This is a genomic window from Trinickia symbiotica, assembly GCF_003028655.1.
Taxonomy (GTDB): domain Bacteria; phylum Pseudomonadota; class Gammaproteobacteria; order Burkholderiales; family Burkholderiaceae; genus Trinickia; species Trinickia symbiotica_A.
In genome coordinates, this window is sequence record NZ_PYUC01000004.1 from 197,894 (window position 1) to 222,531 (window position 24,638).

The 24,638-nt window shown below is 65.7% G+C and carries 22 protein-coding genes; 10 read left to right on the forward strand and 12 right to left on the reverse strand.

What is annotated here, in order from left to right:
- Positions 1 to 10: 10 nt before the first annotated feature.
- Both recN and C9I57_RS09360 read right to left on the reverse strand, forming a co-directional pair.
- Positions 11 to 1,681, reverse strand: coding sequence for a DNA repair protein RecN (gene recN / locus C9I57_RS09355; protein ID WP_107150343.1), 1,671 nt, complete (start codon positions 1,679 to 1,681; stop codon positions 11 to 13).
- Positions 1,682 to 1,839: 158 nt separating this feature from the next.
- Positions 1,840 to 2,760 (reverse strand): NAD kinase, encoded by a 921-nt coding sequence (locus C9I57_RS09360; protein ID WP_107150344.1) that lies wholly within the window; start codon positions 2,758 to 2,760, stop codon positions 1,840 to 1,842.
- Positions 2,761 to 3,105: 345 nt separating this feature from the next.
- On the opposite strand from C9I57_RS09360, the gene hrcA reads away from it, so the two are divergent.
- From hrcA to C9I57_RS09375, 3 genes are all read left to right on the forward strand, one after another.
- Positions 3,106 to 4,125: a heat-inducible transcriptional repressor HrcA gene (gene hrcA, locus C9I57_RS09365; protein WP_107150345.1), complete on the forward strand. Its 1,020-nt coding sequence runs from the start codon at positions 3,106 to 3,108 to the stop codon at positions 4,123 to 4,125.
- A gap of 196 nt (positions 4,126 to 4,321) precedes the next feature.
- Positions 4,322 to 5,395 carry a ferrochelatase gene (hemH, locus tag C9I57_RS09370; protein ID WP_107150346.1) on the forward strand — a complete coding sequence of 358 codons (1,074 nt, stop codon included), beginning with the start codon at positions 4,322 to 4,324 and terminating at the stop codon, positions 5,393 to 5,395.
- A 141-nt stretch (positions 5,396 to 5,536) separates the two neighbouring features.
- Entirely contained in the window at positions 5,537 to 5,947 is a 411-nt protein-coding gene (locus C9I57_RS09375) for an RNA-binding S4 domain-containing protein (protein WP_107150347.1), read from the forward strand.
- Here the strand turns inward: C9I57_RS09375 and C9I57_RS32700 are convergent.
- The gene (locus C9I57_RS32700) at positions 5,916 to 6,080 is read right to left on the reverse strand and encodes a hypothetical protein (RefSeq protein ID WP_181321782.1); all 165 of its coding nucleotides are present in this window, start codon (positions 6,078 to 6,080) and stop codon (positions 5,916 to 5,918) included. The genes C9I57_RS09375 and C9I57_RS32700 overlap by 32 nt on opposite strands.
- A 338-nt stretch (positions 6,081 to 6,418) precedes the next feature.
- Between C9I57_RS32700 and grpE the strand changes: the two genes are divergently transcribed.
- From grpE to C9I57_RS09405, 5 genes are all read left to right on the forward strand, one after another.
- Positions 6,419 to 7,000, forward strand: a complete 582-nt coding sequence (gene grpE / locus C9I57_RS09380) for a nucleotide exchange factor GrpE (protein ID WP_107150348.1) — start codon at positions 6,419 to 6,421, stop codon at positions 6,998 to 7,000.
- A gap of 42 nt (positions 7,001 to 7,042) precedes the next feature.
- Entirely contained in the window at positions 7,043 to 7,465 is a 423-nt protein-coding gene (locus C9I57_RS09385; RefSeq protein ID WP_107150349.1) for a thioredoxin family protein, read from the forward strand.
- Positions 7,466 to 7,617: 152 nt separating this feature from the next.
- Positions 7,618 to 9,573, forward strand: coding sequence for a molecular chaperone DnaK (dnaK, locus tag C9I57_RS09390; RefSeq protein ID WP_107150350.1), 1,956 nt, complete (start codon positions 7,618 to 7,620; stop codon positions 9,571 to 9,573).
- A 226-nt stretch (positions 9,574 to 9,799) separates the two neighbouring features.
- Positions 9,800 to 10,930: a molecular chaperone DnaJ gene (gene dnaJ, locus C9I57_RS09400; protein WP_107150352.1), complete on the forward strand. Its 1,131-nt coding sequence runs from the start codon at positions 9,800 to 9,802 to the stop codon at positions 10,928 to 10,930.
- A 47-nt stretch (positions 10,931 to 10,977) separates the two neighbouring features.
- Positions 10,978 to 12,978, forward strand: coding sequence for a chorismate-binding protein (locus C9I57_RS09405; RefSeq protein WP_107150353.1), 2,001 nt, complete (start codon positions 10,978 to 10,980; stop codon positions 12,976 to 12,978).
- Positions 12,979 to 13,038: 60 nt separating this feature from the next.
- Here the strand turns inward: C9I57_RS09405 and panB are convergent, their stop codons facing one another.
- The 7 genes from panB to C9I57_RS09440 are packed head-to-tail and all read right to left on the reverse strand — an operon-like array spanning position 13,039 to position 19,508.
- Positions 13,039 to 13,854 carry a 3-methyl-2-oxobutanoate hydroxymethyltransferase gene (panB, locus tag C9I57_RS09410; RefSeq protein ID WP_107150354.1) on the reverse strand — a complete coding sequence of 272 codons (816 nt, stop codon included), beginning with the start codon at positions 13,852 to 13,854 and terminating at the stop codon, positions 13,039 to 13,041.
- A gap of 58 nt (positions 13,855 to 13,912) precedes the next feature.
- A complete protein-coding gene (locus C9I57_RS09415; RefSeq protein WP_107150355.1) occupies positions 13,913 to 14,587 on the reverse strand; it encodes a deoxynucleoside kinase in 675 nt (224 codons plus the stop codon).
- On the reverse strand, positions 14,584 to 15,105 hold the full coding sequence (folK, locus tag C9I57_RS09420; protein WP_107150356.1) for a 2-amino-4-hydroxy-6-hydroxymethyldihydropteridine diphosphokinase: 522 nt from the start codon (positions 15,103 to 15,105) through the stop codon (positions 14,584 to 14,586). The genes C9I57_RS09415 and folK overlap by 4 nt, the downstream gene beginning before the upstream one ends.
- A gap of 60 nt (positions 15,106 to 15,165) precedes the next feature.
- Complete coding sequence (gene pcnB, locus C9I57_RS09425; protein WP_107150357.1) at positions 15,166 to 16,851, reverse strand: polynucleotide adenylyltransferase PcnB; 1,686 nt, start codon at positions 16,849 to 16,851, stop codon at positions 15,166 to 15,168.
- Positions 16,848 to 17,534: an HAD family hydrolase gene (locus C9I57_RS09430; protein WP_107150358.1), complete on the reverse strand. Its 687-nt coding sequence runs from the start codon at positions 17,532 to 17,534 to the stop codon at positions 16,848 to 16,850. The genes pcnB and C9I57_RS09430 overlap by 4 nt, the downstream gene beginning before the upstream one ends.
- An 11-nt stretch (positions 17,535 to 17,545) precedes the next feature.
- Positions 17,546 to 18,334, reverse strand: a complete 789-nt coding sequence (gene hda / locus C9I57_RS09435) for a DnaA regulatory inactivator Hda (RefSeq protein ID WP_308836328.1) — start codon at positions 18,332 to 18,334, stop codon at positions 17,546 to 17,548.
- 55 nt (positions 18,335 to 18,389) lie between these two features.
- The gene (locus tag C9I57_RS09440) at positions 18,390 to 19,508 is read right to left on the reverse strand and encodes an AI-2E family transporter (RefSeq protein ID WP_107150359.1); all 1,119 of its coding nucleotides are present in this window, start codon (positions 19,506 to 19,508) and stop codon (positions 18,390 to 18,392) included.
- A gap of 92 nt (positions 19,509 to 19,600) precedes the next feature.
- On the opposite strand from C9I57_RS09440, the gene purM reads away from it, so the two are divergent.
- Entirely contained in the window at positions 19,601 to 20,677 is a 1,077-nt protein-coding gene (gene purM / locus C9I57_RS09445; protein ID WP_107150360.1) for a phosphoribosylformylglycinamidine cyclo-ligase, read from the forward strand.
- 90 nt (positions 20,678 to 20,767) lie between these two features.
- Here purM and miaA read toward each other — a convergent pair whose 3' ends face one another.
- On the reverse strand, positions 20,768 to 21,781 hold the full coding sequence (gene miaA / locus C9I57_RS09450; RefSeq protein ID WP_107150361.1) for a tRNA (adenosine(37)-N6)-dimethylallyltransferase MiaA: 1,014 nt from the start codon (positions 21,779 to 21,781) through the stop codon (positions 20,768 to 20,770).
- Between the two features lie 25 nt (positions 21,782 to 21,806).
- Positions 21,807 to 23,843, reverse strand: a complete 2,037-nt coding sequence (mutL, locus tag C9I57_RS09455) for a DNA mismatch repair endonuclease MutL (protein ID WP_107150362.1) — start codon at positions 23,841 to 23,843, stop codon at positions 21,807 to 21,809.
- A gap of 108 nt (positions 23,844 to 23,951) precedes the next feature.
- Here mutL and C9I57_RS09460 point away from each other — a divergent pair, with 108 nt between their 5' ends.
- Positions 23,952 to 24,638 (forward strand): DedA family protein, encoded by a 687-nt coding sequence (locus C9I57_RS09460; protein WP_107150610.1) that lies wholly within the window; start codon positions 23,952 to 23,954, stop codon positions 24,636 to 24,638.

The window sequence follows — 24,638 nt, forward strand, 5'->3', positions numbered from 1 at the left end:
GGTCAACTGCTCAAGCCGCCAGCATTTCCTTCGCATGACGCCGCGTGGTGGCCGTGATTTCCAGGCCCCCCAGCATGCGCGCGACTTCCTCGATGCGGCTCGCATGATTGAGCGCCGTGACGGTCGAAAGCGTGCCGCCGTCGCCAGTACTTGCCTTCGCCACCTGGAAGTGATGATCGCCGCGCGCGGCGACCTGCGGCAAGTGCGTGACGCAGAGCACCTGACGGTCGCGGCCGAGCTGATGCAAAAGGCGGCCGACAACTTCCGCGACGCCGCCACCGATACCGGTATCGACTTCGTCGAAGATCAGCGTGGGCGTCGGGCTCGCCGCGCTCGCGATCACCGACAGCGCCAGGCTGATCCGCGCGAGCTCGCCGCCGGACGCAACCTTCGCTAGCGGCTTAGTCGGCACGCCGGCATGGCCGGCGACCCGGAACTCGATTTGCTCGAGCCCATGCGCGCCACCCTCCGCAAGCGGCACGAGCGCGACTTCGAAGCTGCCGCCCGCCATCGCCAACTCCTGCATACCCGTGGTCACGGCGGCGCCCAGCGCTTTCGCCGCCTTCGCGCGCGCTTTCGACAGTTGCTTCGCCTCGCGCAGGTACGCCTCGTGAGCGGCTTCGACGGCGGCGGAGAGCTTGTCGAGATCGGCCGCGGCGTCGAGCGCGGCGAGCTGCGCGCGGCGCGCTTCATGTTCGTCCGGCAGCGTTTCAGGCTGCAGACGGAACTTGCGGGCCACCGAATGCAGCGCGTCGAGTCGCGCTTCGACCTCGGCGAGGCGGTCCGGGTCGAGATCCAGCTTTTGCGCGTAGTGCGTGAGCGAATAAGCCGCCTCACGCAACTGGATTTCAGCCGGCTCGAGCGCAGCGAGCGCGTCGTTGAGCGCCGGGTCGATCTCGGCCAGATCGCGCAGCTTCGAGACGATCGAGCCGAGCTGACCGAGCATCGCGTCATCCGCTTCGGAAAGCGCATCGAGGGCGCCGCGCACACCCTCGATCAGGTTCGCCGAATGCGCGAGCCGGCGATGCTCCGCGCCGATTTCCTCCCATTCACCGCGCTGCGGCGCGAGCTTGTCGAGCTCGGCGAGCTGCCAGACGAGCCGTTCGCGCTCAAGCTGGATTTCACGATCGCGCGTCTTCGCGAGTTCGAGCGCGTGCGCAGCGTCGCGCCAGGCGCGGTGCGCTCGTGCAACGCTCGAGGCGGCCGCGGTGAGACCGGCGTGAGTATCGAAGAGCGTGCGCTGCGCTTCAGGGCGCATCAGCAACTGGTGCGCGTGCTGACCATGGATATCGACGAGCATTTCGCCGACGTCGCGCAGTTGCGCAAGCGTGGCGGCGGTGCCGTTGATGAACGCGCGCGAGCGGCCGTTCGCGTCCACTACGCGGCGCAAGAGCACCGTCGTGGCCTCGGCGCCGTCGGGCTCGCCGCCCGCCAACGCCTGCTCGTCGAGCCAGCGCGACACCTCGGCGCTCGCCGAGAATTCAGCCGTGATGTCGGCTCGGCTTGCGCCCGTGCGGACGACGTCGACATCGGCACGCGCGCCGAGCGCGAGCGCAAGCGCGTCGATCAAGATCGACTTGCCGGCGCCGGTTTCACCCGAAAAGACCGTGAAGCCGCGGTCGAATTCGAGGTCGAGCGCGGCGACGATGACGAAGTCGCGTATCGAAAGGTGGCGGAGCATGGGAGCGTGTTGACTGCGGGTTCGTTGGGCGGCCATGCGTGGCCGGCTAGTGTTTCGTGAAACCTTGCCTCGCGACCGACATCGGATATTCGCACGTGCGTCCCAAAGGGGCGCCGGACGCCAAGGACGGAGCGGGGCAAACCGATCTGGCGATGCAGTCAGAGCGAGGCATCGTCGTCTTCATCTTCTTCGGCGGCGCTCGACGGATGCTCGTTCCAGTGGAGCTTCTTGCGCAGCGTCGCGAAGTAGCTGTAGCCGACCGGATGCAGGAACGGCACGGTATGGCGCGAGCGGCGCACTTCGATCGTGTCGTTGAGTTCGAGCGCCGTGAACGATTGCATGTCGAAGTTCGCGTTGACGTCGCGCCCGCCGATGATCTGGATGCGCAGCTTGCAGTCGTCCGGCAGCACGATCGGGCGGTTCGAGAGCGCATGCGGCGCAATGGGCACGAGCACCAGGCCCTGCAGTTGCGGGTGCAGGATCGGGCCCTGGGAGGACAGCGCATAGGCCGTCGAGCCCGTCGGCGTGGCGACGATCAGGCCGTCCGAGCGTTGGTCGTACATGAACCGGCCGTCGACGAACACACGCAGCTCGGCCATTCCCGAAAAGCCGCTGCGGTTGACGACGACGTCGTTGAACGCCAGCGCGTGATAGATCGGCTCGTCGGCGCGCACGATGCGCGCCTCGAGCAGCGTGCGCTCCTCGCGCTCGTAACTGCCCGCGAGCATCTGCGGCACGCGTTGCTGCATCTCCGCGACCGGTATGTCCGTGATGAAGCCGAGCCGCCCCTGGTTGATGCCGATGAGCGGCGTCCGGTAGGGCGCGAGCTGACGCCCGATGCCGAGCATGGTTCCATCCCCGCCGAGGACGACCGCGACATCGGCGCGCGCCCCGATCTCGGCGGGCGTGAGCGCGGGATAGCCGGTCGCGCCGATCTCGCGTGCGGTATCGGCTTCGAAGACGACCTCGAAGCCGCGTTTCGCGATGCAGCCGGCGAGCGCCATCAGCGGCTCGCCGATGCCGGGCGTATTGCTGCGCCCGACGAGCGCAACCGTCTTGAATTGGTGACCCATTTCCATGCCGGCATTACACCATAGCTACGGTCTGTTTACATACGGAGGCTGGCCATGTTGCCCGGAGCGGCTGCTCGGGACGCGTTTCGTATGTAAGCGGACCCTGGGTTGAAAAAGCACCGCCTCGCGAACCCGGGCGGGCCCCGATTGCCCTCGCCTCGACGCGCGCGGGTTCCGAGCAGGTTCCTCCGGATTGATTTGTCGCTAGAATGATGTCGTGCCGATGACAGGCTGCCTTTCCGGCGCGGATCTTGCGCTGCGCCGCTCGCGGCGGCACGCCGGGCGGGAGGCGGCCAGCACGTCCGCGGAGGCGGACATGGGGCCATCGGCGTTCGTCTAAAATCTTGCGTCATGCTAGAACCACGCGCTCAGACTCTGCTGAAAACCCTGATCGAGCGATATATCGCGGAAGGTCAGCCGGTCGGCTCGCGCACGCTGTCGCGCTATTCGGGGCTCGAACTGAGCCCGGCGACGATACGCAACGTGATGTCGGACCTCGAGGAGCTCGGGCTCGTAGCGAGCCCGCACACTTCCGCTGGCAGGGTGCCGACGCCGCGCGGCTATCGTCTCTTCGTCGATACCATGCTGACCGTCGAGTCGGTTGCCGACGAGGAGGCGGTCACGCGCGTCGTGGAAAGGACGCTGACGCCCGGGGAGCCGCAGAAAGTCATCGCGGCCGCGGCGAGCGTGCTTTCGAACCTTTCGCAGTTCGCGGGCGTCATTCTGACGCCGCGCCGCAGCCATATCTTCAAGCAGATCGAGTTCATGCGCCTGTCGGCCAAGCGCATCCTGCTCATCATCGTCACACCCGAAGGCGATGTGCAGAACCGCATCATGGCCACGCAGCGTGACTACACGCCGTCGCAGCTCATCGAGGCATCGAACTACATCAATGCGCATTTCGCGGGACTTTCGTTCGATGAAGTTCGCCGGCGCCTGCGCGAGGAAATCGACCAGTTGCGCGGAGACATGACCGCGCTCATGCAGGCAGCGGTGACCGCCAGCACCGACGAAAGCGAGCTGGGCGAGACGGTGCTGATTTCCGGCGAGCGCAACCTGCTCGAGGTGGCGGATCTGTCGTCCGACATGGCGCGGCTGCGCAAGCTTTTCGATGTATTCGACCAAAAGACGAGCCTCCTGCAATTGCTGGATGTATCGAGCCACGCGCAAGGCGTGCAAATATTCATCGGCGGTGAATCGAATCTGGTGCCGATCGAACAGATGAGCGTGGTGACGGCGCCCTATGAAGTCAACGGCAAGATCGTCGGCACGCTCGGTGTGATCGGACCGACGCGCATGGCGTACAGCCGCGTGATTCCAATCGTCGACATCACCGCGCGGCTGCTGTCGACGGCCCTGAGCCAACAGTGAACGCAATTCCGCGCGCCCGCCGCAAGCTCCGTTCGCGAACGCCGACGCCGCCCCTTGCATGATCCTTCGCGCGCGGCCTTTACGCCATTGGCCGAATGGCCGAGTCGCCATGGCCGCCGGCCTCGCTATAATCGGTTGACTTCACCGAGGCCGGCTCATACGGATACGGTCTCTCACCCGGCCCTGTCGATTGCCCATGCGTTTCGATCTCGAGCTGCCGTCGCAGCCTGCCGCGTCACACCGAGTCGCCGTCTTGCTGATGAATCTCGGCACGCCTGATGCGCCGACGGCGCGCGCGGTGCGTCGCTATCTCGTCGAATTTCTGACCGATCCGCGCGTCGTCGAAATTCCGGCGCTCGTGTGGCAGCCGCTGCTGCGCGGGCTGATCGCGCCGTTGCGCGCGGCGAAGGTCGCCAAGAAATATGCGTCGATCTGGATGCCGGAAGGCTCGCCGCTGCGCGTCTATACCGAAAGGCAGACGGAGGCGCTGCGGGCTCTGCTTCATTCAAACGGGTATCCGGTCATCGTCGACTATGCGATGCGCTATGGAACGCCAGGCATCGGCGCGATGTTGAATCAGCTGAAGCTGGCCGGCGCCGAGCGCGTGCTGCTGATGCCGATGTATCCGCAATACTCGGCATCGACGACGGCAACGGCGTTCGACGCAGCGTTCGCGGGCCTCAGGCGGATGCGCAACCAGCTGGAAGTCCGGACGGTCCGGCACTTTGCCGACCATCCGGCGTATATTCGGGCGCTCGCCGACGAGGTGCGGCGGCACTGGGCCGCGCGCGGCCGCCCGAACTTTGCCGGCGGGGACAAGCTCGTATTGAGCTTTCACGGCGTGCCGAAGCGCACGCTCGACCTCGGCGATCCGTATCACGAGCAATGCCGGCTGACGGCGGCGCTGCTCGCGAACGAGCTCGCACTGAGTTCGACCGAGTGCCTTGTCACTTTTCAGTCGCGCTTCGGCAAGGCGGAGTGGCTGCAGCCCTACACCGCGCCGACGCTGCGAGAGCTCGGCGCGGCCGGCGTGCGGCGGGTTGATGTGTTTTGTCCCGGGTTTACGTCGGATTGTCTCGAGACGATCGAAGAAATCGGTCTCGAAGTTCGCGACGAATTCCTGCATGCGGGCGGCAGGCAATTCGAACGCATCGCGTGCCTCAACGCATCGTCCTCATGGATCGCCGCGCTCGCCGAAATCGTCGCGCAACAGTTGCAGGGATGGCCCGCGCGGTCGCCTCTGCCGGCATCGCCGAGCGTGCCGGCGTGAGTCCGCCGCTCACGAACCGGACGGGTCCCGGGTCGCGCCTGGTCGCTCGCGCCGGCCGATCGGGCAAGATCATTGCTTTTGTGCGTACTTGACCATACGGCGGCTTGCAATTGCCGGCCGATCCGAATTTCTGGCACTCCGATGAACTACAAGATCTCGACTGAACCGGGCGCACGCCTGCGCATCGACAAGTGGCTCTGGGCCGCGCGCTTCTTCAAGACGCGCTCGCTCGCCGCCGATGCCGTGGACAAGGGCCGCGTGCGCATCGGCGGGATGGCCGTGAAGCCGGCGAAGGATGTGCGCGTCGGCGATCTTGTCGAAATCGACATCGACCGCATGGTATGGGAGGTGCGCGTAATGGGCGTGTGCGAGGTGCGCGGCCCGGCCGCCGTGGCGCAGACGCTCTACGAGGAGACTTCCGCGAGCCGCGCGAAGCGGGAGGCGGAAGCCGAGCGGCGCAGAACCTACCGCGAGCCGTCGGCCGCGCTGCACGGCAGACCGACCAAGCGCGACAGACGCATCATCGACAAACTTTCAGGTGGTGGGGGTTGAACAGCTGCTCGAACGTGGCATGAACGACGCCGTATTCGGTGGTTGTGTCCGTCACCGCACCGGACATGCAGATGGTCGTGGTCCCCGCAACGAGTATCAGCGCGACCACCGCAATGGCAAAGGTCAGTTTCACTGTACTTCCCCGCGGGGGCTCCCTGTTGAAAAGCGACGGACCTCGCGCCGCGATCGAGTCTCGCCGCGCGTCGGCTACCTGGACCGCTCGATGCGACGGTAGTCATAAGGTCAGTCTAGGGCAAACCATAATGGTGCTCAATGCGATTTCGGTTTTGACACGGTAATCCCTGTTACGGCTCGTTTCGATGCACTTTTTTTGGGCAAAAAAAGCGCCAAAGAGCCCTTGAATTCCTCGTCGTCAGCCCCATTTGCCGCCGATGTGTGGCGGCAAGCGCGACGCACGCGAGAGGAGGCGCTTGCCGCCCTTTGATTTCAACTATTGGACGATTCAGCGACATGGAAAATACGCAAGACAACCCGGCCAGCCAGAACTCGAAGCCTGCCGGCGACGACACCGCGCAGCCCATTGCCGAGAACGTCGCGGAGCAAGTGGCGGCCGCCGCCGCCGAGCCTGCCCCCGAGCCGACTCCCGAAGCGGCGCTGGCCGAGGCTCAGGCGAAGATCGCCGAGCTCAACGAGAGCTTTCTTCGCGCGAAGGCCGAGACCGAGAACGTGCGCCGGCGTGCGCACGAAGACGTCGTGAAGGCGCGCAAGTTCGCGATCGAAGCCTTCGCAGAGCATTTGCTGCCCGTGATCGACAGCCTGGAAGCGGCGCTCGCCGATTCGTCGGGCGACGTCGCGAAGTTTCGCGAGGGCGTCGAGTTGACGCTGCGCCAGCTCTCGAGCGCCTTCGAGAAGGGCCGCGTCGAGGCCGTCAATCCTGTCGGCCAGAAGTTCGATCCGCATCGCCACCAGGCCATTTCGATGGTGCCGGCCGATCAGGAACCCAATACCGTCGTCTCCGTGTTGCAGAAGGGCTACGTGATTGCCGACCGCGTGTTGCGGCCCGCGCTCGTCACGGTCGCGCAACAGAAGTGAGGCCGGCGGCGCCCCGGCCCCACACCGCACCAGGGATCGCACATGAGTGACCACCCGGTCGACGCTACGGCGTTTTCCGTATTCGGGATGGACGAGGTGAACGCCGCAAGCTTCGATGCGTCGCTCGCTTCGGCCGGGGATGCGCTCGCTGTCGTGTTCTTCTGGGGCGTCGACTGCTTCAACTGCGAGGTCGCGAAGAAGGCGATGCTGGCGCAGCCCGAGGCGATCCGCGCGCTCGGGCTGAAGTGGTTTCATGCCAACGTATACGAGCATCGCGAGCTCGGGCAGCGGTTCTCGTTGCACGGCGTGCCGACGTGGTTCTTCTTTCACCGCGGCAAGCGGCTCGGGCGCGCAACGGGCTGGCACGGCCTCGCGCAGTTCGAGGCGGCCGTGGAGGCGGCGCGTGCCAAGGCGCGGGCCGCCGTTGGCCAGGCGAGTGCGGGCGGGGGACGCAGCGGCGATTGAAAAAATTGAAAGACCGCATCGTATTCAGGGTCTCCGGGGCTTGAAAACGATGCGGCCGCACTTATGTTGTGTGCAGGTTTGAATTGAGCGGACGGTCGAGCCAGCGAGGCTGCGGCGTCCGAAAGCGATCAAAAGTCAGGAGATTTCGAAAAATGGGCAAAATCATCGGCATCGACCTCGGCACCACGAACTCGTGCGTGGCGCTGATGGAAGGCAACTCGATCAAAGTGATCGAGAACTCGGAGGGCGCCCGCACGACGCCCTCGATCATCGCCTACATGGACGATAACGAGATTCTCGTCGGTGCGCCGGCCAAGCGTCAGTCGGTGACGAACCCGAAGAACACGCTGTTCGCGGTGAAGCGCCTGATCGGTCGCCGGTTCGAAGAAAAGGAAGTGCAGAAGGACATCGGCCTCATGCCGTACGCCATCACCAAGGCCGAAAACGGGGACGCCTGGGTCGAAGTGCACGGCAAGAAGCTCGCGCCGCCGCAGATTTCGGCCGAAGTCCTGCGCAAGATGAAGAAGACGGCCGAAGACTATCTCGGCGAGCCGGTCACGGAAGCCGTCATTACGGTGCCTGCCTACTTCAATGACAGCCAGCGTCAGGCGACGAAAGACGCGGGCCGCATCGCGGGCCTCGAAGTCAAGCGGATCATCAACGAGCCGACGGCGGCCGCGCTTGCGTTCGGTCTCGACAAGGCCGACAAGGGCGACCGCAAGATCGCCGTTTATGACCTCGGCGGCGGCACGTTCGACATTTCGATCATCGAAATCGCGGACGTCGACGGCGAGAAGCAGTTCGAAGTGCTCTCGACGAACGGCGATACGTTCCTCGGCGGCGAAGACTTCGACCAGCGCATCATCGATTACATCATCGGCGAGTTCAAGAAGGAGCAGGGCGTCGACCTGTCGAAGGACGTGCTCGCGCTGCAGCGCCTGAAGGAAGCGGCCGAGAAGGCGAAGATCGAGCTCTCGTCGAGCCAGCAAACGGAGATCAACCTGCCGTACATCACGGCGGATGCATCCGGTCCGAAGCACCTGAACTTGAAGCTCACGCGCGCCAAGCTCGAAGCGCTCGTCGAGGAGTTGATCCAGCGCACGGTCGAGCCTTGCCGGATCGCGATCAAGGACGCCGGCGTGAAGGTGAGCGACATCGACGACGTGATCCTCGTCGGCGGCATGACGCGTATGCCGAAGGTCCAGGAAACGGTGAAGGAGTTCTTCGGCAAGGAGCCGCGCCGCGACGTGAACCCGGACGAGGCCGTGGCCGTTGGCGCGGCGATCCAAGGGCAGGTGCTCTCCGGCGACCGTAAGGACGTGCTGCTGCTGGACGTGACGCCGCTGTCGCTCGGCATCGAGACGCTCGGTGGCGTGATGACGAAGATGATCAACAAGAACACCACGATCCCGACGAAGCATGCGCAGGTGTACTCGACGGCCGACGACAACCAATCGGCCGTGACGATCAAGGTGTACCAGGGCGAGCGCGAGATGGCGGCCGGCAACAAGCTGCTGGGCGAGTTCAATCTCGAGGGCATCCCGCCCGCGCCGCGCGGCGTGCCGCAGATCGAGGTGACCTTCGATATCGACGCGAACGGCATCCTGCATGTGCACGCGAAGGACAAGGGCACGGGCAAGGAGAACAAGATCGTCATCAAGGCGAATTCGGGTCTCTCCGAAGCCGAGATCGAAAAGATGGTCAAGGACGCCGAGCTGAACGCGGCCGAGGATCATCGCCTGCGTGAGCTGGCCGACGCCCGTAACCAGGGCGACGCGCTCGTGCACAGCACGAAGAAGGCGCTCGCCGAGTACGGCGACAAGGTCGATTCGAGCGAGAAGGAGAAGATCGAGTCTGCGCTGAAGGAGCTCGAGGACGTCTTGAAGAGCAACGCGAGCGAAAAGGCCGAGATCGAGGCGAAGATCGAAGCCGTCGCGACGGCCTCGCAAAAGCTCGGCGAGAAGATGTACGCCGACATGCAGGCGCAAAGCGCGGCGGCCGGCGCCGCGAGCGGCGCTTCGTCCGGCGGCGCGAGCTCGGGTGCAAGCGCGAGCAAGCCCGAAGACGATGTTGTCGATGCGGAGTTCAAGGAAGTGAAGAAGGACTGAGCTTAACGCTCTATCGCAATGGCGGCCGGCACCCCGCAGCTAGCAGGGGCGGCCGGCCGGCAAGACGCCTGGCGGACTTTCGGGTTCTCCGGGCACATTTGCTTTATGGGCGGGATGCTTGCTTCGGCCGTCGAGCGCGGCCGGGGCGAGCATGCCGGACGAGTCGGAAGACTCCACAGCATGCGAAAGGAGCGGCCGCGCACGTTGCGCGGCCGGCGGTGAACCGATGGCGAAAAGGGATTACTACGAGGTTCTGGGCGTTGCGAAAAACGCGAGCGACGAAGAGATCAAGAAGGCTTATCGCAAGCTCGCGATGAAGTACCACCCCGACCGCAATCCGGACAACAAGAAGGCCGAGGAAAGCTTCAAGGAGGCCAAAGAGGCCTACGAGATGCTCTCGGACTCGCAAAAACGCGCGGCGTACGACCAATACGGCCATGCCGGCGTCGACCCGAACATGGCGGGCGCGGCCGCGCAGGGCTTCGGCGGGTTTGCGGACGCGTTCGGCGACATTTTTGGCGACATCTTCGGCCAGACGGCGGGCGGCGGCGGCCGTCGCGCCGGCCCGCAGGTCTATCGCGGCGCCGATCTGCGCTACAGCATGGAAGTCACGCTCGAGCAGGCGGCGCACGGCTGCGAAACGCAGATCCGCGTGCCGAGCTGGGTCTCCTGCGAGGTCTGTCACGGCTCGGGGGCGAAGCCCGGCACGAAGCCGGAGACTTGCCCGACCTGTCACGGGTCCGGGGCCGTGCGCATGTCGCAGGGGTTCTTCAGCATTCAGCAGACTTGCCCGAAGTGTCATGGCAGCGGCACGTACATTCCCGATCCGTGCCTGCATTGCCACGGCGCCGGCAAGGTGAAGGAGACGAAGACGCTCGAGGTCAAGATCCCGGCCGGCATCGACGACGGCATGCGGATTCGCTCGTCGGGCAACGGCGAGCCGGGCGTCAACGGCGGGCCGCCGGGCGACCTCTACGTCGAAATTCACATCAAGCCGCATTCCGTCTTCGAGCGCGACGGCGACGATCTGCATTGTCAGATGCCGATTCCGTTTACGACGGCGGCGTTGGGCGGTGAAATCGAGGTGCCGACGCTCGCGGGACGCGCGACGTTCACGGTGCCGGAGGGCACGCAATCGGGCCGGACTTTCCGGCTGCGTGGCAAGGGCATCAAGGGCCTGCGCTCGAGCGTGCCCGGCGATCTCTACGTGCATGTGCAAGTCGAGACACCGGTGAAACTGACGGAACCGCAGCGCGAGTTGCTCAAGCAATTCGAGAAATCGCTCGTGGAGGGGGGGCCGCGTCACAGCCCCCAGAGCAAAAGCTGGTTCGACCGGGTGAAGAGCTTTTTTGACTGAGACCCATTCAGCTCGAGCGCAAAGAAGCGGCGAGTGCGGGTAAGACGATGAAGAGTGACGAGCGCAGCGACGTCTTTGCGCTGCTCGACGATTGCGATGCAAGCGCCGCGCGCCGCTCGAGCCGCTTGTACACGGGGTTCGTGCGCGAGCACGTCGCAACCGATGCCGCCGGGCTCGATGCGGTTTGCGCGGCGGCCGCGGCGGACGCCGCCTCGGGTCTGCATGCGGTCGTGCTCGGCGATTACGAGTTTGGCCGCGATCTCCATCTCAACGATCCAGCGAAAGTCGGCGATTCGACGCAGCGTGGCACCGCCTCGCTGCGTTTTTTGTTGTTCGAACGCTGCGCGAGGCTTTCGCGTGACGAAACCGACGCATGGCTCGTTGCGATGGACGGTGGCGCGAGCGAGCCGTCGGTGGCCGGCGCCGCCAACGTCGTCGAGAGCGTGACGCGCGAAGAATACGACGCCGCGATCGCGGCCGTTCATGCGGCACTCGTCGCCGGCGACTCGTACGAGATCAACTACACGTACCGGCTGGCCTTCGACGTATTCGGCTCTCCCGTGGCGCTCTATCGACGGCTGCGCGCCCGTCAGCCCGTGCACTACGGTGCGCTGATCGCGCTGCCGGCAGGCGAATGGGTTCTCTCATGCTCGCCAGAGCTTTTTGTCGAAAAGAAGGGAGCGCGCCTGCGCACGCGCCCGATGAAGGGCACGACGGCACGCGGCCGCACGCCCGAGGACGATGCGCGAGCAAGAGCGTTTCTGCACAACGACGTCAAGAATCGCGCAGAGAACCTGATGATCGTCGATCTGCTGCGCAACGACCTATCGCGTGTGGCGCGAACGGGTTCCGTTCGCGTGCCGGCATTGTTTTCGGTGGAGCCTTACCCGTCGATCTGGGCGATGACGTCGACCATCGAGGCGGAGCTTAACGCCGGCGTTTCGTTCGCCGAGGTGCTGCGTGCGCTCTTCCCATGCGGCTCGATCACGGGGGCGCCGAAGCACCGGACGATGCAGCTCATCGACGAGATCGAGACGACGCCGCGCGGCCTCTACACCGGCACGATCGGCTGGTACGACGCGCCGGACTTCGGCAGCGGCGCGACCACAAGAGACGGCGTGGACGTGGGCACGTCCGAGCCGTGCGGGGACTTTTGTCTCTCGGTCGCGATTCGGACGCTGACGCTCGCGGCGCCGGACGCAGCGCCTGCTCGGGACGACGGCGACGTGCGCGGCGGCCACCACCCGGGGGCCCTGCGCGGCTCGATGGGGATCGGCGGAGGAATCGTGCTCGATAGCGTGGCCGCCGACGAATACGCCGAATGCCGCCTGAAGGCAAGGTTTCTGACGGGGGCCGACCCGGGCTTTCAGCTCTTCGAGACGATGAAGGCCACGCGGACAGCGGGTGTTGCCCACCTGGACCGGCACTTGGCGCGCCTAGCGGGCAGCGCTGCGCAGCTCGATTTCGCGTTCGACGAAGGCTCGGTGCGTCGACATATCGCCGAGCGGTGCGAGCAATTGGCCGAACCGGGGGAACATCGCTTCAGGCTTGCGATCGGCAAGGACGGAACGGTAGCGATCGCAACGGCGCCGCTCGGACCCGTGAAAATGCTGCGGGATGAAGCTTCATTCGTCGGTGTGCTGCTCGCCCCCGAGCATGGTTTCGCGCCCAGGCGCTCGGATGATTTTCTGCTGCGCCACAAGACCACGCACCGAGCCGAATTCGACCGCGGCTGGCACGAGGCCGAAGCGCGAGGCGGCTTCGACACGTTGTTCGTCAACGAGCGCGGAGAGCTGACGGAGGGCGGCCGCTCGAACGTGTTCGTTAAGCTCGAGGGCCAGTGGTGGACGCCGCCGCTGGAGGGCGGGCTGCTGCCCGGCATCATGCGCCAACTGTTGCTCGAAGACCCGCAGCTTGGTGCGCGTGAACGCGTGCTGACGCTGGGGGACGTACGCAGCGCCGAGGTGCTGCTTGTCTGCAATGCATTGCGCGGCGCGCTTGCGGCGCGGATTCTTCCGGCCGGGGCCGCGGTCAGCGGCCCCGCATAAGGCTCAAGGTCCAATGATCAGCGTAAGCCAGCCCTGAGCGGCTGCCGGTTTCGGCTTCTTTCAGAACTCGTGCTCGGGGCCCGGAAACGAGCCTTCCCTCACGGCTTTGACGTAGGCTTCCACGGCCGCCTGAATGTTCGGCGCGCCTTCCATGAAGTTCTTCACGAAGCGCGGCGGCTTGCCCGGGAAGATACCTAACATGTCGTGCAGGACGAGCACCTGCCCCGAGCAGCCGATTCCCGCACCGATGCCGATCGTCGGAATCCTCAGCTCGTTCGTGACGCCGGCCGCGACGGCCGAAGGAATCGCCTCGAGGACGATGAGCTGTGCGCCGGCGTCCTGAACGGCGCGCGAATCGCGCACGAGCTGGGCCGCGCCGGCTTCGCTTCTGCCCTGCACCTTGAAGCCGCCGAACGCGTGAACCGACTGCGGCGTGAGCCCGATATGCGCGCACACGGGAACCGAACGTTCGACGAGAAAGCGGACGGTTTCGGCGAGCCACTCGCCCCCCTCGATCTTGACCATCTGCGCGCCCGCGCGCATGACCTTGACGGCGCTCTCGAAGGCTTGGGTCGCCGTGCCGTAGGTGCCGAACGGCAGGTCGGCGACGACGAGGGCGCGCGGTTGCGCCCGCGCGACGCAGGCGGTGTGGTAGGCGATGTCGTCGAGCGTGACGGGCAGCGTGGTCGAGTGACCTTGCAAGACATTGCCGAGCGAGTCGCCGATCAGCAGAACGTCGACGCCGGCACGGTCGGAAAGCGACGCGAAGCTCGCGTCGTAGGCGGTCAGCATCACGATTTTCTCGCCGGCCTCGCGCATCGCCTGGAGCTTCGGCACCGTCACCTTCGGCCGGCTCGTTTCCTGCAGGTAGGTCATCGCGTGTCTCGTCTCAAAAATGATCGGCCCGCATCGAGCGTTGCCGGCCGCGCGAATGTTACTGCGCTTTTACGAAGCTCGCCTTGCGGCCGCGCATCGTTTCGATCTGTTCGACGACGAGCGCGAAGTCCGCTTCCGATTCGAGCGGATTCAGATGCTCGGTGTTGATCGTCAGCACGGGGCTCGCGTCGTAGTGGTAGAAGAACTGATCGTACGCTTCGCACAGCTTGCGCAGATAGGTCTCGGTGATGAGTCCCTCGGCGGCTCGCGCGCGTTTCTGGATACGCGCGAGCAGCGTATGCGGGCTCGCCTGTAGATGGACGACGAAATCGGGCGCGGAGGCGCCCGCCGGCAGGTGTGCGGCGAGCGATCGATAGAGCCGCCATTCGTCATCGGGCAGTGTGAGCCGCGCAAAGACGTCGTTCTTTTGCGCGATGAAGTCCGCCACGAGCGGCGCGCCGCTCGCGAGCGCCTCGCCTGCCTCACGGGCCTGCTCCACGCGCTGCATCGCGAAGTGCAGCTGTGTCGGCAACGCGTAACGCGCCATGTCGGCGTAAAAACGCTCGAGAAACGGATTGTCGGCCGCGCGCTCGAGCAATGTCCGCATCGACCAACGCTCGGCCAGTCGTTGCGCAAGCGACGTCTTGCCCACGCCGATCGGCCCTTCGATCGCGAGGTAGCGATATGGCGCGTGCCGTACGGGAGGGGTGACGGTGAGTGCGGGCGAGGTCATCGCGATTTGCCGCGCAACGCGGCGAGCATGGCGCAGCCGCAGGTTTGCACCTTTTCGATCCGTTGATGCGCGACGCCCTCGATCAGCGCATCGGCACGGCCGACGCCGGGAATCATGACATCGCCATCGATCTCGACGAGCGGCACGAGAACGAATGCGCGCTCGGCGGCGCGCGGGTGCGGGACGATCAGATCGGGCTCGTCGATGCGTTCGTCGCCGAACAGCACGATATCGATGTCGAGCGTGCGCGGCGCGTTGCGGTACGGCCGCTCGCGCCCGAAGTGATGCTCGATGCGCTGGCACAGCGCGAGCAGCGTGCGCGCGGTGAGCGCGGTTTCGATCTTCACGACGAGGTTGTAGTAGTCGTCGCCTTCGGCGTCAATCGGCTCCGTCCGGTAGAGGCTCGACTTGGCGAGCACGGTGACGCAGTGCTGCTGCGCAAGGCAAACGACCGCGTCCTTCAGGGACTGGCGAGCATCCCCGAGGTTCGCGCCAAGACCGAGATAAGCAACCGTCATGACATTGGCTTCCTACGACTTCACGACTTCACCACTTGTTCGGCGGCTGGCGGCGCCGCATCAATCCTCGTGCGCATCATGCGTGGCGGCGGCATTCGTCGAGCCGCCTTCACGCGCGTCATCGGCGTGATCGGCCGACTCGCCGGGCGTGGCGCCCTCGGCCGGCTTCCGGCCGCGGCCGCCGCGCCGCCGGCGCTTGCGCGGCGTCCGTTCCTTGCCACCCTCCGCGAGAAGCACTTCGCGCGCGGCCGCGTCGCCTTCGATGAAGGCGGTCCACCAATGGCCGATCGCGGGGTCCAGCTCGCCCGACTCGCAGCGCAACAGGAGGAAATCATAACCCGCTCTAAATCTTTGGTGTTCGATCAGCTTCAATGCGCTGCGGCCGGAACGCTTTTCGAGGCGCGACTGCAGCCCCCAGATCTCGCGCATGTCGGCCGCATAGCGCTTGTGGATCGCGAGCTTGCCCGTCTGCATCTCGATGACGTCGTCCATCGCGCGGTGCAAGGCGGGAACCGGGTACTCGCCGTTGCTCTCGAAGGCTTGCGCGCGTTGCTGCACGTCGTGCCAGAGAAGGGTCGCGAAGAGGAAGCCGGGCGAGACCGGCTTGCCGGCACGCACGCGCGCATCGGTGTTGTTGAGCGAGAGCGTGATGAACGATTCGCCGTGCGGCTGTTCGAGCACGACGTCGAGCAACGGCAGAAGGCCATGGTGGAGGCCTTCCTTGCGCAGCTGCTTCAGGCATGCAAGAGCATGGCCCGAGAGCAGCAGCTTCAGCATCTCGTCGAAGAGTCGCGCCGCCGGCACGTTGTGGATCAGATCGGCGAGCGGCTTGATCGGCGCACGCGTGGCGTCGTCGATTTCGAAACCGAGCTTCGCGGCAAAGCGTACGACGCGCAGCATCCGCACGGGATCTTCACGGTAGCGCGTGGCGGGATCGCCGATCATGCGCAGCATGCGCGCGCGGATGTCGGCGATGCCGTCGTGATAGTCGAGCACCGTCTCCGTCGCCGGATCGTAGTACATCGCGTTGATCGTGAAGTCCCGCCGCGTCGCATCTTCGTGCTGCTCGCCCCAGACGTTGTCGCGCAGCACGCGGCCGCTCGCGTCGACGGCGTGCGTGCGGCGGTCGAGCTCGTCGCGGCGCAGGCGCCGCGCGGGCGCGGCTTCGGCCGCAGGCGGATCGACGAGCGCCCGGAACGTCGACACTTCGATGATTTCCTGGCCGAACTGCACATGGACGATCTGGAAGCGCCGGCCGATCAGCCGGGCGCGGCGAAAGAGCCGCTGGACTTCCTCGGGCGTCGCGTCCGTCGCCACATCGAAATCTTTCGGCGCTATGCCGAGCAGCAGGTCGCGCACGGCGCCGCCGACGATGAACGCCCTGAAGCCCGCCTGTTGCAGCGTTTCGGTCACTCGCACTGCATTGCGCGAGATCAGGGCGGGATTGATCCCATGCATCTCCGACGACAGAATGACCGGCGCATCGGGCTCGCGCGCCCCCGATGAACTCCCCCCGGGCGATGCCGCGGCAACCCCCTTCGCCGTTTGCGGGCTCTTGCGGCGCGGCTTCGCGGGTTTCCCGGTCGCGGCGCCCGCACGAGCATCGGCTGGCGCGTTTCGCTCGCTGCCGGGGGCGGGCGATTCGTCTCGATTCTCGGGAAGGACGACTTGCGGGGCGCTCTCGAAGGAGGCGTCCGGGTTGGCCGTGCTCTGGCCGAACAGCTTGCGGATGAGTTTCTTGATCACGACGGTTGGAACAGATCGAGGATGCGCCAGCCCTTCGCCTCGGCATGGGCACGCAGCGTGGCGTCGGGGTTGGTCGCGATCGGATCGGTGACTTTCTCGAGCAGCGGAATGTCGTTGTGCGAGTCGCTATAGAACCAACTCTTCGGGAAGTCGCCCATGGACTTGCCGAGCGAGGCGAGCCAGCTCTCCACGCGCACGATCTTGCCCTCGCGGTAGCTCGGCGTGCCCGTGCCGCGGCCGGTGAACGGCGAGTGCGGCTTGCCGTCGATCGTCTCGACTTCGCAGGCGATCAGCATCTCGACGCCGAACGCGTCGGCGATCGGGCGCGTGATGAACTCGTTCGTCGCGGTGACGATACAGCAGAGGTCGCCCTTCTCCTGGTGGCCGCGCACGAGCTCGAGCGCCGCCGGCACGAGCGCCGGCCGGATCACCTCGTGCATGAACTGCTCATGCCAGGCCGCGAGCTGCGCGCGCGAGTGTTGGGCGAGCGGCGTCAGCATCGCTTCGAGATAAGCGTGGATGTCGAGCCGGCCCGCCTTGTAGTCGGCGTAGAAACGGTCGACATCGCGCATGAAGGTCGGCCCGTCGACGATGCCGAGCTTCACCATGAAGCGACCCCATTCGTGGTCGCTGTCGGTGGGAATGAGCGTGTGATCGAGGTCGAAGAGAGCGAGATTCGTCATGAGGCCGCATTTTACTTCAAGCGGCCGGAGGCGGCCGGCGGGGCGTCTCCCGGTGGGTTTTCCAGCGTGGCATCCGGCTCGCTCGCGGTTTCCGGGGGCGCATCGCCTGCCGGCCGCGCAAGCATCGTGCGCAGGAGCGGCAGCGTGATCGCTCGCTTTTGCTCGAGCGAGAAACGGTCGAGCGCGTCGAGCAGCGCCATCAGGCTCGGCATGTCGCGCCTGAAATGGGTGAGCAAATAGGCGGGGACGTCATCGGCGAGCGCAATGCCGCGCTCCTTCGCCGCGTGCTTGAGAACGGCGATCTTGTGGTCGTCGGGCAGCGGCGCGAGATGATAGACGAGCCCCCAGCCGAGACGCGTGCGCAGATCCTCGCGCACGGCTAGCGCGATCGGGGCGGCGTTGCCCGTGGCGACGAGCGCGGCCGACGGATGCGCGCGCACCTCGTTGAAGAGGTTGAAGAGCGCGATCTGTTGCGCGCTGGCGAGCTTGTCGCAATCGTCGACGACATAGATCGACACCTGCGGATCGAACGCGAATGCGGCGAGCGCGCTTTGGGGACCGAGAAAGCGCGAGCGCGCCGGCCCCGCGCTGTGCACCAGCGCGGCGAGCAGGTGGCTGCGTCCGCTGCCTGGCTCACCCCAGACGTAGAACGTGCGATCGGCGAGCGGGCCCGCGGCGAGCGCATTGTCGAGCCCGGCCAGGCGGGCGACGAGCTCGGCATTGGCGCCGGCGAAGAAATTGTCGAACGTCGAGGGCGGCGGCGTGCCGAGGTCGAGCGTCAGTTGGCGTTGCACGGACACAGTGGGGGTGGCATGAAGCGGGCGGATGTTGTCAGGGACGCGGCGGCGCCCGTAATCACCGTTCTTCCCCCTCGACGACGGGGGGAGACGATTTGCGCGCGTCGAGGTAAAACCGGCTCTCGAGATAGCTGCGGCGCAGCTCGCGCACGGCCGTCGAGAGAATCGCGCTGACGGGCAATGCGAGCAGCACGCCGAAGAACCCGAACAATTGCCCGAACGCGAGCAAGGCGAAGATGACGGTGAGCGGGTGAAGGCCGATGCGCTCGCCGACGAGCCGCGGCGTCAGGATGAAACTTTCGAGGATTTGGCCGACGCCGTAGACGACCGCGACGGCGACGAAGCCGTAGAGGTTTCCGAACTGGAGCAGCGCGGCGATGAGGGCAAGCGCGAGACCCGTCGCGTAGCCGACGTACGGGATGAAAACGGCGAGGCCGGTGAATACGCCGATGGGCAGCGCGATCTCGAATCCGGCGATCGTGAGCGCGAGGCCGTAGAACAGTGCGAGCACGCCCATGACGAGCACTTGGCCGCGCAGATATTGCGAGAGCGAGAGGTCCATTTCCCGCACCAGGGCGACGGTTTTCGCGAGCCAGCGGCGCGGCACGAACGATGCGAGCCGCGCGAGCATCGCGTTCCAGTCGTAGAGCAGATAGAACAGCACGAGCGGGACCATGACGAGGTCGCCGATCAGCGTGAACATGACGTTGCCGCCTGTGCGCAGGGACTTCCACGCCGCGACGGCGACGGCTTGTCCGCTGCTTTCGATCTTGCTCGTGAGCATGTCGCGCAGGCTCGCGAAGTCGAAGATGTCGCCGTAGCCGAGGTAGGTGAGCTTCGGCTGTGCCCAGTCGTGCAGGCGAGCGATGAAAATCGGCACCTGCAGCTTCAGCTGCGGCAGTTCGCGCTGTACGACGGCGAATACGAGCAGCGCGAGCAGCGACACGATGATCGCGAAGAAGAGCATCATGACGAGCGCGGCAAGGCCGCGCGGCACGCGCCTGCGCACGAGCCAGGCGACGCCGGGCTGCAGGATGTAGGCGATGATCGCACCGAGCAGGAACGGGGTGAGCACGGGCCTCAGCAGCCAGAGCAGCATGCCGAGGCCGAGCGCGACGGCGCTCCAGAAAAGGGCTTGGCGTTGGTACGGCGTGAGAAGCGGAGCGTTGTGCGACAAGAGTTTTCCCAAGTGTGGTCGGAGAGGGTAAATCGAGCGGGCCGGCGCGCATCGGGTAAAATCGCATTTTACCGACCTTCTCGCACTTCCCCATGAATCAACCGAAATCCGCTCCGGATGGTGAGAATCCGGCTCGTTCGGCGCAAGGCCTTTCGTACCGCGACGCGGGCGTCGACATCGACGCCGGCGATGCGCTCGTCGACGCCATCAAGCCGTTTGCGAAGAAGACGCTGCGCGAGGGCGTGCTCGGCGGCATCGGCGGATTCGGCGCGCTTTTCGAGGTGCCGAAGAAGTATCGCGAGCCCGTGCTCGTTTCGGGCACGGACGGCGTCGGCACGAAGCTCAAGCTCGCGTTCCATCTGAACAAACATGATACGGTCGGCCAGGATCTCGTCGCGATGAGCGTCAACGATATCCTCGTGCAGGGCGCCGAGCCGCTTTTCTTTCTCGATTACTTTGCATGCGGCAAGCTCGACGTCGGTACGGCGGCGACGGTCGTGAAGGGCATCGCTCACGGTTGCGAGCTCGCCGGCTGCGCGTTGATCGGCGGCGAGACGGCCGAAATGCCCGGTATGTATCCGGACGGCGAGTATGACCTCGCCGGATTTGCCGTGGGCGCCGTCGAGAAGAGCAAGATCATCGACGGCAGCACGATCGTCCCGGGCGACGCGGTGCTCGGGCTCGCCTCGAGCGGCATTCATTCGAACGGTTTTTCGCTCGTGCGCAAGATCATCGAGCGCGCGAACCCCGATCTGTCGGCCGATTTTCACGGCCGTTCGCTCGCCGATGCGCTGATGGCGCCGACGCGGATTTACGTGAAGCCGCTATTGGCGTTGATGGAGAAGCTCGCGGTCAAGGGCATGGCGCACATCACGGGCGGCGGGCTCGTGGAGAACATCCCGCGCGTGCTGCGCGACGATCTCACGGCCGAGCTCGACAAGGACGCGTGGCCGATGCCGCCGCTCTTCTCGTGGCTCCAGCAGCATGGCGGCGTGGCCGACGCCGAAATGCACCGCGTATTCAACTGCGGCATCGGGATGGCCGTCATCGTGGCGGCGGCCGATGCCGATGAGGCCATGCGCGAGCTCGCCGCGGCCGGCGAGCAGGTCTGGAAGATCGGCAAGGTGCGTCCGCGGCACGAGGGCGAGGCGCAGACGGTCGTGGTTTGAAGGGGCATGTAGCCGCTGCTTCTTCGTAGGCAGAAAAAAAAGACCGCTTGGAGTGCCAAGCGGTTTTTTTTCGTCGGTCGGGCCTGCGCGCTATAACTTTCGGACGGAGAGATCGAGCGCGTCTTCGATTGCGCGGACCGCCTCGAACGTCGCGGATTGCGAGCAACAATCGACCACGATGCGCTCCGGCATCGATCTCAGCCATGTCAGCTGCCGCTTGCAGAGCTGGCGCGTCGCGAAGATGCCTTTGTCGCGCATCGTCGCGTAGTCGATCTCGCCATCGAGGTACTCCCATGCCTGGCGGTAGCCCACGCAGCGCATCGACGGCAGGCCGGAATCGAGGTCGCCACGCTCGCGCAGGCGTTTCACCTCGTCGATGAAACCGGCCGCGAGCATCGCGTCGAAGCGCTCAGCGATCCGTTCATGCAGCACGGCACGGTCGCTCGGTTCGAGCGCGATCGGGACGAAGCGATAACGCGCGCCGGCATCGTTCGCTTCTCCGCGCGCCGTACTGCCGTCTTCGATGCGCTCGTCGTCGCCCGCAAGGCCCCGCCGACGCTCGGCAAGCAGGTCCGACATCGGCCGCCCCGTCAACGCAAAGATCTCTAGCGCCCGCTGAATGCGCTGGGAATCGTTGGGTGCGAGGCGAGCCGCCGTGGCCGGGTCCACCCGCGCGAGCCGCGCATGCAACGCGGGCCATCCTTCGCGGGCCGCATCGGCTTCGAGTTCGGCACGCACGGTAGCGTCGGCCGGCGGTAATTCGTCGAGCCCCTGCGACAGCGCCTTGTAGTAGAGCATCGTGCCGCCGACAAAAAGCGGCACGCGTCCGCGCGCAAGGATTTCGCCGGCGAGCCGCAGCGCATCGGTGCGAAATTCGGCGGCCGAATAGCTATCGGTCGGCTCGATGATGTCGATCAGATGATGGGGCACGGCCGCGCGTTCCTCGCGCGTCGGCTTGGCCGTGCCGATGTCCATGCCGCGGTAAACGAGTGCGGAGTCGATGCTGACGATCTCGACTGGATGTCGCGCCGCGAACGCAAGCGCGGCGGCGGTTTTGCCCGACGCCGTGGGGCCGAGCAGGCAGGCTATCGCGGTTCGGCTCATGCTGGCTGTTTTGAAGCGTCCGCGGTCACTGCCCGCGCAGGAAGAGCCGGTCGAGATCGGCAATCGACAACTGATACCAGGTCGGGCGCCCGTGATTGCATTGATCGGCGCGTTCGGTCGCCTCCATTTGACGCAGCAACGCGTTCATCTCGTCGATCGTGAGGCGCCGGTTCGCACGGACCGCATGGTGGCAGGCGAGCGTGCCGAGCAACTCGTGCTGGCGCTCGGTCAGCACGCGCGAGCCGCCATACGCGTGCAGATCGGCCAGCACGGCGCGCGCGAGCGAGGGCAGGTCGGCGTCCTTCAGCAACGCCGGCACGGCGCGGATCGCGAGCGTCGTCGGCGAAAGCGCGGCGAGGTCGAAGCCGAGCGCGTCGAGCGTTTCCCGCTCTTCTTCCGCGGTGCCGATCTCGACGGCATCGGCCGGCATCGAAATCGGCAGTAGCAGCGGCTGTACGGCGATCGATCGCTCCGCCAGCGCGCGCTTGAACTGCTCGTAAAGAATGCGCTCGTGAGCCGCGTGCATATCGACAATGACGAGCCCCCGCGCATTTTGCGCGAGCACGTAGATGCCATGGATCTGGCCGAGCGCGAAACCGAGCGGATGGTCTTCGTGGGCGTCGCCGGTTCCTTGAACCGCGCTGTCGCGCGCTTCCACCTGGTACGCGGGCCGGCTCGAGGGCGAGAGGGGATCGTGCGATGTGCCGCTCGCCCCGTCGCCGCTGCCCGCATTTCCCGACGTCTCTTTGCGGCCGAAAAGCGCATCGTAGAGCGCCAACGGTTGCGCGACGGGCAAGCGGCCTTGCGTCATCCGCGCGTCGCGCATCCAGGTCGTGCCGGTGCGTGCCGGATACGGTGAGTTGGCGTCGCGTGGCCCATTGTTCGCGCCGTTCGTATCGATTCCGTCCGATGCCGACGCGGCCATCGCGCCCGCCGATTGCGCCGCGCCGGGTCCGGGCGCAAACGGCGCTTCGAGATGCGCCGCATGTCCGCCGGCCGTCGTTTCGGCGGAAGCACCCGCATGACGCGCGAGCGCGCGCTGCAGCGCATGGAACACGAACTGGTGCACGGCACGTGAGTCGCGAAACCGGACTTCGATTTTCGACGGATGCACGTTCACATCGACCATTTCCGGCGGCAGATCGAGGAAGAGCACGTACGACGGATAGCGATCGCCGTGCAGCACGTCCTCGTAGGCCGCGCGCACGGCGTGCGTAAGCAGCTTGTCGCGCACGAAGCGGCCGTTGACGAAGAAGTACTGCTGATCGGCACGGCCGCGGCTCGCCGTCGGCAAGCCGGCGCAGCCGTAGAGCGCGAGCGGGCCCGCTGCTTCGTCGAGCGGCAGGTGCGCCAGCGCGAATCCCTCGCCGAGTATCTTCGCGACACGTTGCGGCGGCTCGCTTGCGTTCCAGTGCTCGAGCGCGCGTCCGTTGTGAAGGACCGAAATCGCGACATCGGGCCGAGCGAGGGCGACCCTTCGGATCATCTCGACGCAATGGCCGAGTTCCGTCTGTTCGCTCTTCAGAAACTTGCGGCGCGCGGGCGTCGTGAAGTAAAGCTCGCGCACTTCGATCGTCGTGCCGACGCCGCCCGCGGACGGCGTCAACGCCCCCGTCTGCGCGTCGATGCGTGTCGCATGAGGCGCGTCGGCCGTGCGGCTCGTAATGGATGTTTCCGCCACCGAGGCGATCGAGGCGAGCGCCTCGCCGCGAAATCCGAGCGTGGCGACCGATTCGAGCTCGGCGAGCGAGCGGATCTTGCTGGTGGCATGGCGCATCAGCGCGAGCGGCAACTCGGCGGCCGGAATGCCGCAGCCGTCGTCGGCGATCGAGATGCGCTTGATGCCGCCCGCATCGAGCAGGATGCGCAGCGTTTTCGCGCCGGCGTCGAGCGCGTTTTCGAGCAACTCCTTGACCACCGAGGCCGGCCGCTCGACGACTTCGCCGGCGGCGATCTGACTGATCAGCTGGTCGGGGAGCGGCTGAATGGCACGCGCGGCTGGTCGCCCCCGCGATGCGAGCGAGGAAGGCACGGCGGCCGGCGGTTCGGGGAACTCGGACATGCGGCGATTATAGCGATTCGATCTCGGGCAGTTTCGGTATCATGGCGGCGATTGTTCGACTCACCGGCGCGTCGTCGCGGCCGGGGCCATTGACGAGAAGGGATGACTTTGGACACGCTGCTTCATTTCGCCGGATTGATTCTCCACATCGATACGTTCCTCGGCCAGTTCGTCCAGCAATATGGCGCATGGGTGTATGCGGTGTTGTTCCTGATCGTCTTTTGCGAAACGGGACTCGTGATTCTGCCGTTTTTGCCAGGCGATTCGCTGCTTTTCATCGGCGGCGCGTTTTGTGCGACGGGCGAAATGAATCTCGCCGCCCTGATCGTGCTGCTGCTCGCGGCATCGGTTAGCGGCAACAGCTTGAACTATGCGATCGGGCGAGCGCTTGGGCCGAAAGTGTTCAACACGCATATCCCTTATCTCGAGCGCTTTCTCGACCGCGTCGCGCTGCAAAGGACGCACGACTTCTACGAGCGGCACGGCGGCAAGACGATCGTTCTCGCACGCTTCATTCCCGTGGTACGGACCTTCGCGCCGTTCGTCGCGGGCGTCTCCGCCATGCGCGCCGGCCGCTTCCAGTTCTTCAACATCTCGGGCGCGGCGCTTTGGGTTCTCTTGCTCGTGCTGGCCGGCTACTTTTTCGGCAACATCCCGTTCATCAAGCAGTATCTGAACGTCATCGTGCTCGTCGGCATCGGCGCGGCCATCGTGCCGATCGTCCTGGCGGCGCTTTGGCGGATGTGGCGCAAGAAAGCCGCCGCGCCGATGGTGCGCAAGCCGGACAGCCGTTGA

Coding starts and splice junctions, on each gene's coding strand:
- recN (WP_107150343.1), bottom strand. CDS start 1,681: ATGCTCCGCCACCTTTCGATACGCGACTTCGTCATCGTCGCCGCGCTC.
- C9I57_RS09360 (WP_107150344.1), bottom strand. CDS start 2,760: ATGGAAATGGGTCACCAATTCAAGACGGTTGCGCTCGTCGGGCGCAGC.
- hrcA (WP_107150345.1), top strand. CDS start 3,106: ATGCTAGAACCACGCGCTCAGACTCTGCTGAAAACCCTGATCGAGCGA.
- hemH (WP_107150346.1), top strand. CDS start 4,322: ATGCGTTTCGATCTCGAGCTGCCGTCGCAGCCTGCCGCGTCACACCGA.
- C9I57_RS09375 (WP_107150347.1), top strand. CDS start 5,537: ATGAACTACAAGATCTCGACTGAACCGGGCGCACGCCTGCGCATCGAC.
- grpE (WP_107150348.1), top strand. CDS start 6,419: ATGGAAAATACGCAAGACAACCCGGCCAGCCAGAACTCGAAGCCTGCC.
- C9I57_RS09385 (WP_107150349.1), top strand. CDS start 7,043: ATGAGTGACCACCCGGTCGACGCTACGGCGTTTTCCGTATTCGGGATG.
- dnaK (WP_107150350.1), top strand. CDS start 7,618: ATGGGCAAAATCATCGGCATCGACCTCGGCACCACGAACTCGTGCGTG.
- dnaJ (WP_107150352.1), top strand. CDS start 9,800: ATGGCGAAAAGGGATTACTACGAGGTTCTGGGCGTTGCGAAAAACGCG.
- C9I57_RS09405 (WP_107150353.1), top strand. CDS start 10,978: ATGAAGAGTGACGAGCGCAGCGACGTCTTTGCGCTGCTCGACGATTGC.
- panB (WP_107150354.1), bottom strand. CDS start 13,854: ATGACCTACCTGCAGGAAACGAGCCGGCCGAAGGTGACGGTGCCGAAG.
- C9I57_RS09415 (WP_107150355.1), bottom strand. CDS start 14,587: ATGACCTCGCCCGCACTCACCGTCACCCCTCCCGTACGGCACGCGCCA.
- folK (WP_107150356.1), bottom strand. CDS start 15,105: ATGACGGTTGCTTATCTCGGTCTTGGCGCGAACCTCGGGGATGCTCGC.
- C9I57_RS09430 (WP_107150358.1), bottom strand. CDS start 17,534: ATGACGAATCTCGCTCTCTTCGACCTCGATCACACGCTCATTCCCACC.
- purM (WP_107150360.1), top strand. CDS start 19,601: ATGAATCAACCGAAATCCGCTCCGGATGGTGAGAATCCGGCTCGTTCG.
- miaA (WP_107150361.1), bottom strand. CDS start 21,781: ATGAGCCGAACCGCGATAGCCTGCCTGCTCGGCCCCACGGCGTCGGGC.
- mutL (WP_107150362.1), bottom strand. CDS start 23,843: ATGTCCGAGTTCCCCGAACCGCCGGCCGCCGTGCCTTCCTCGCTCGCA.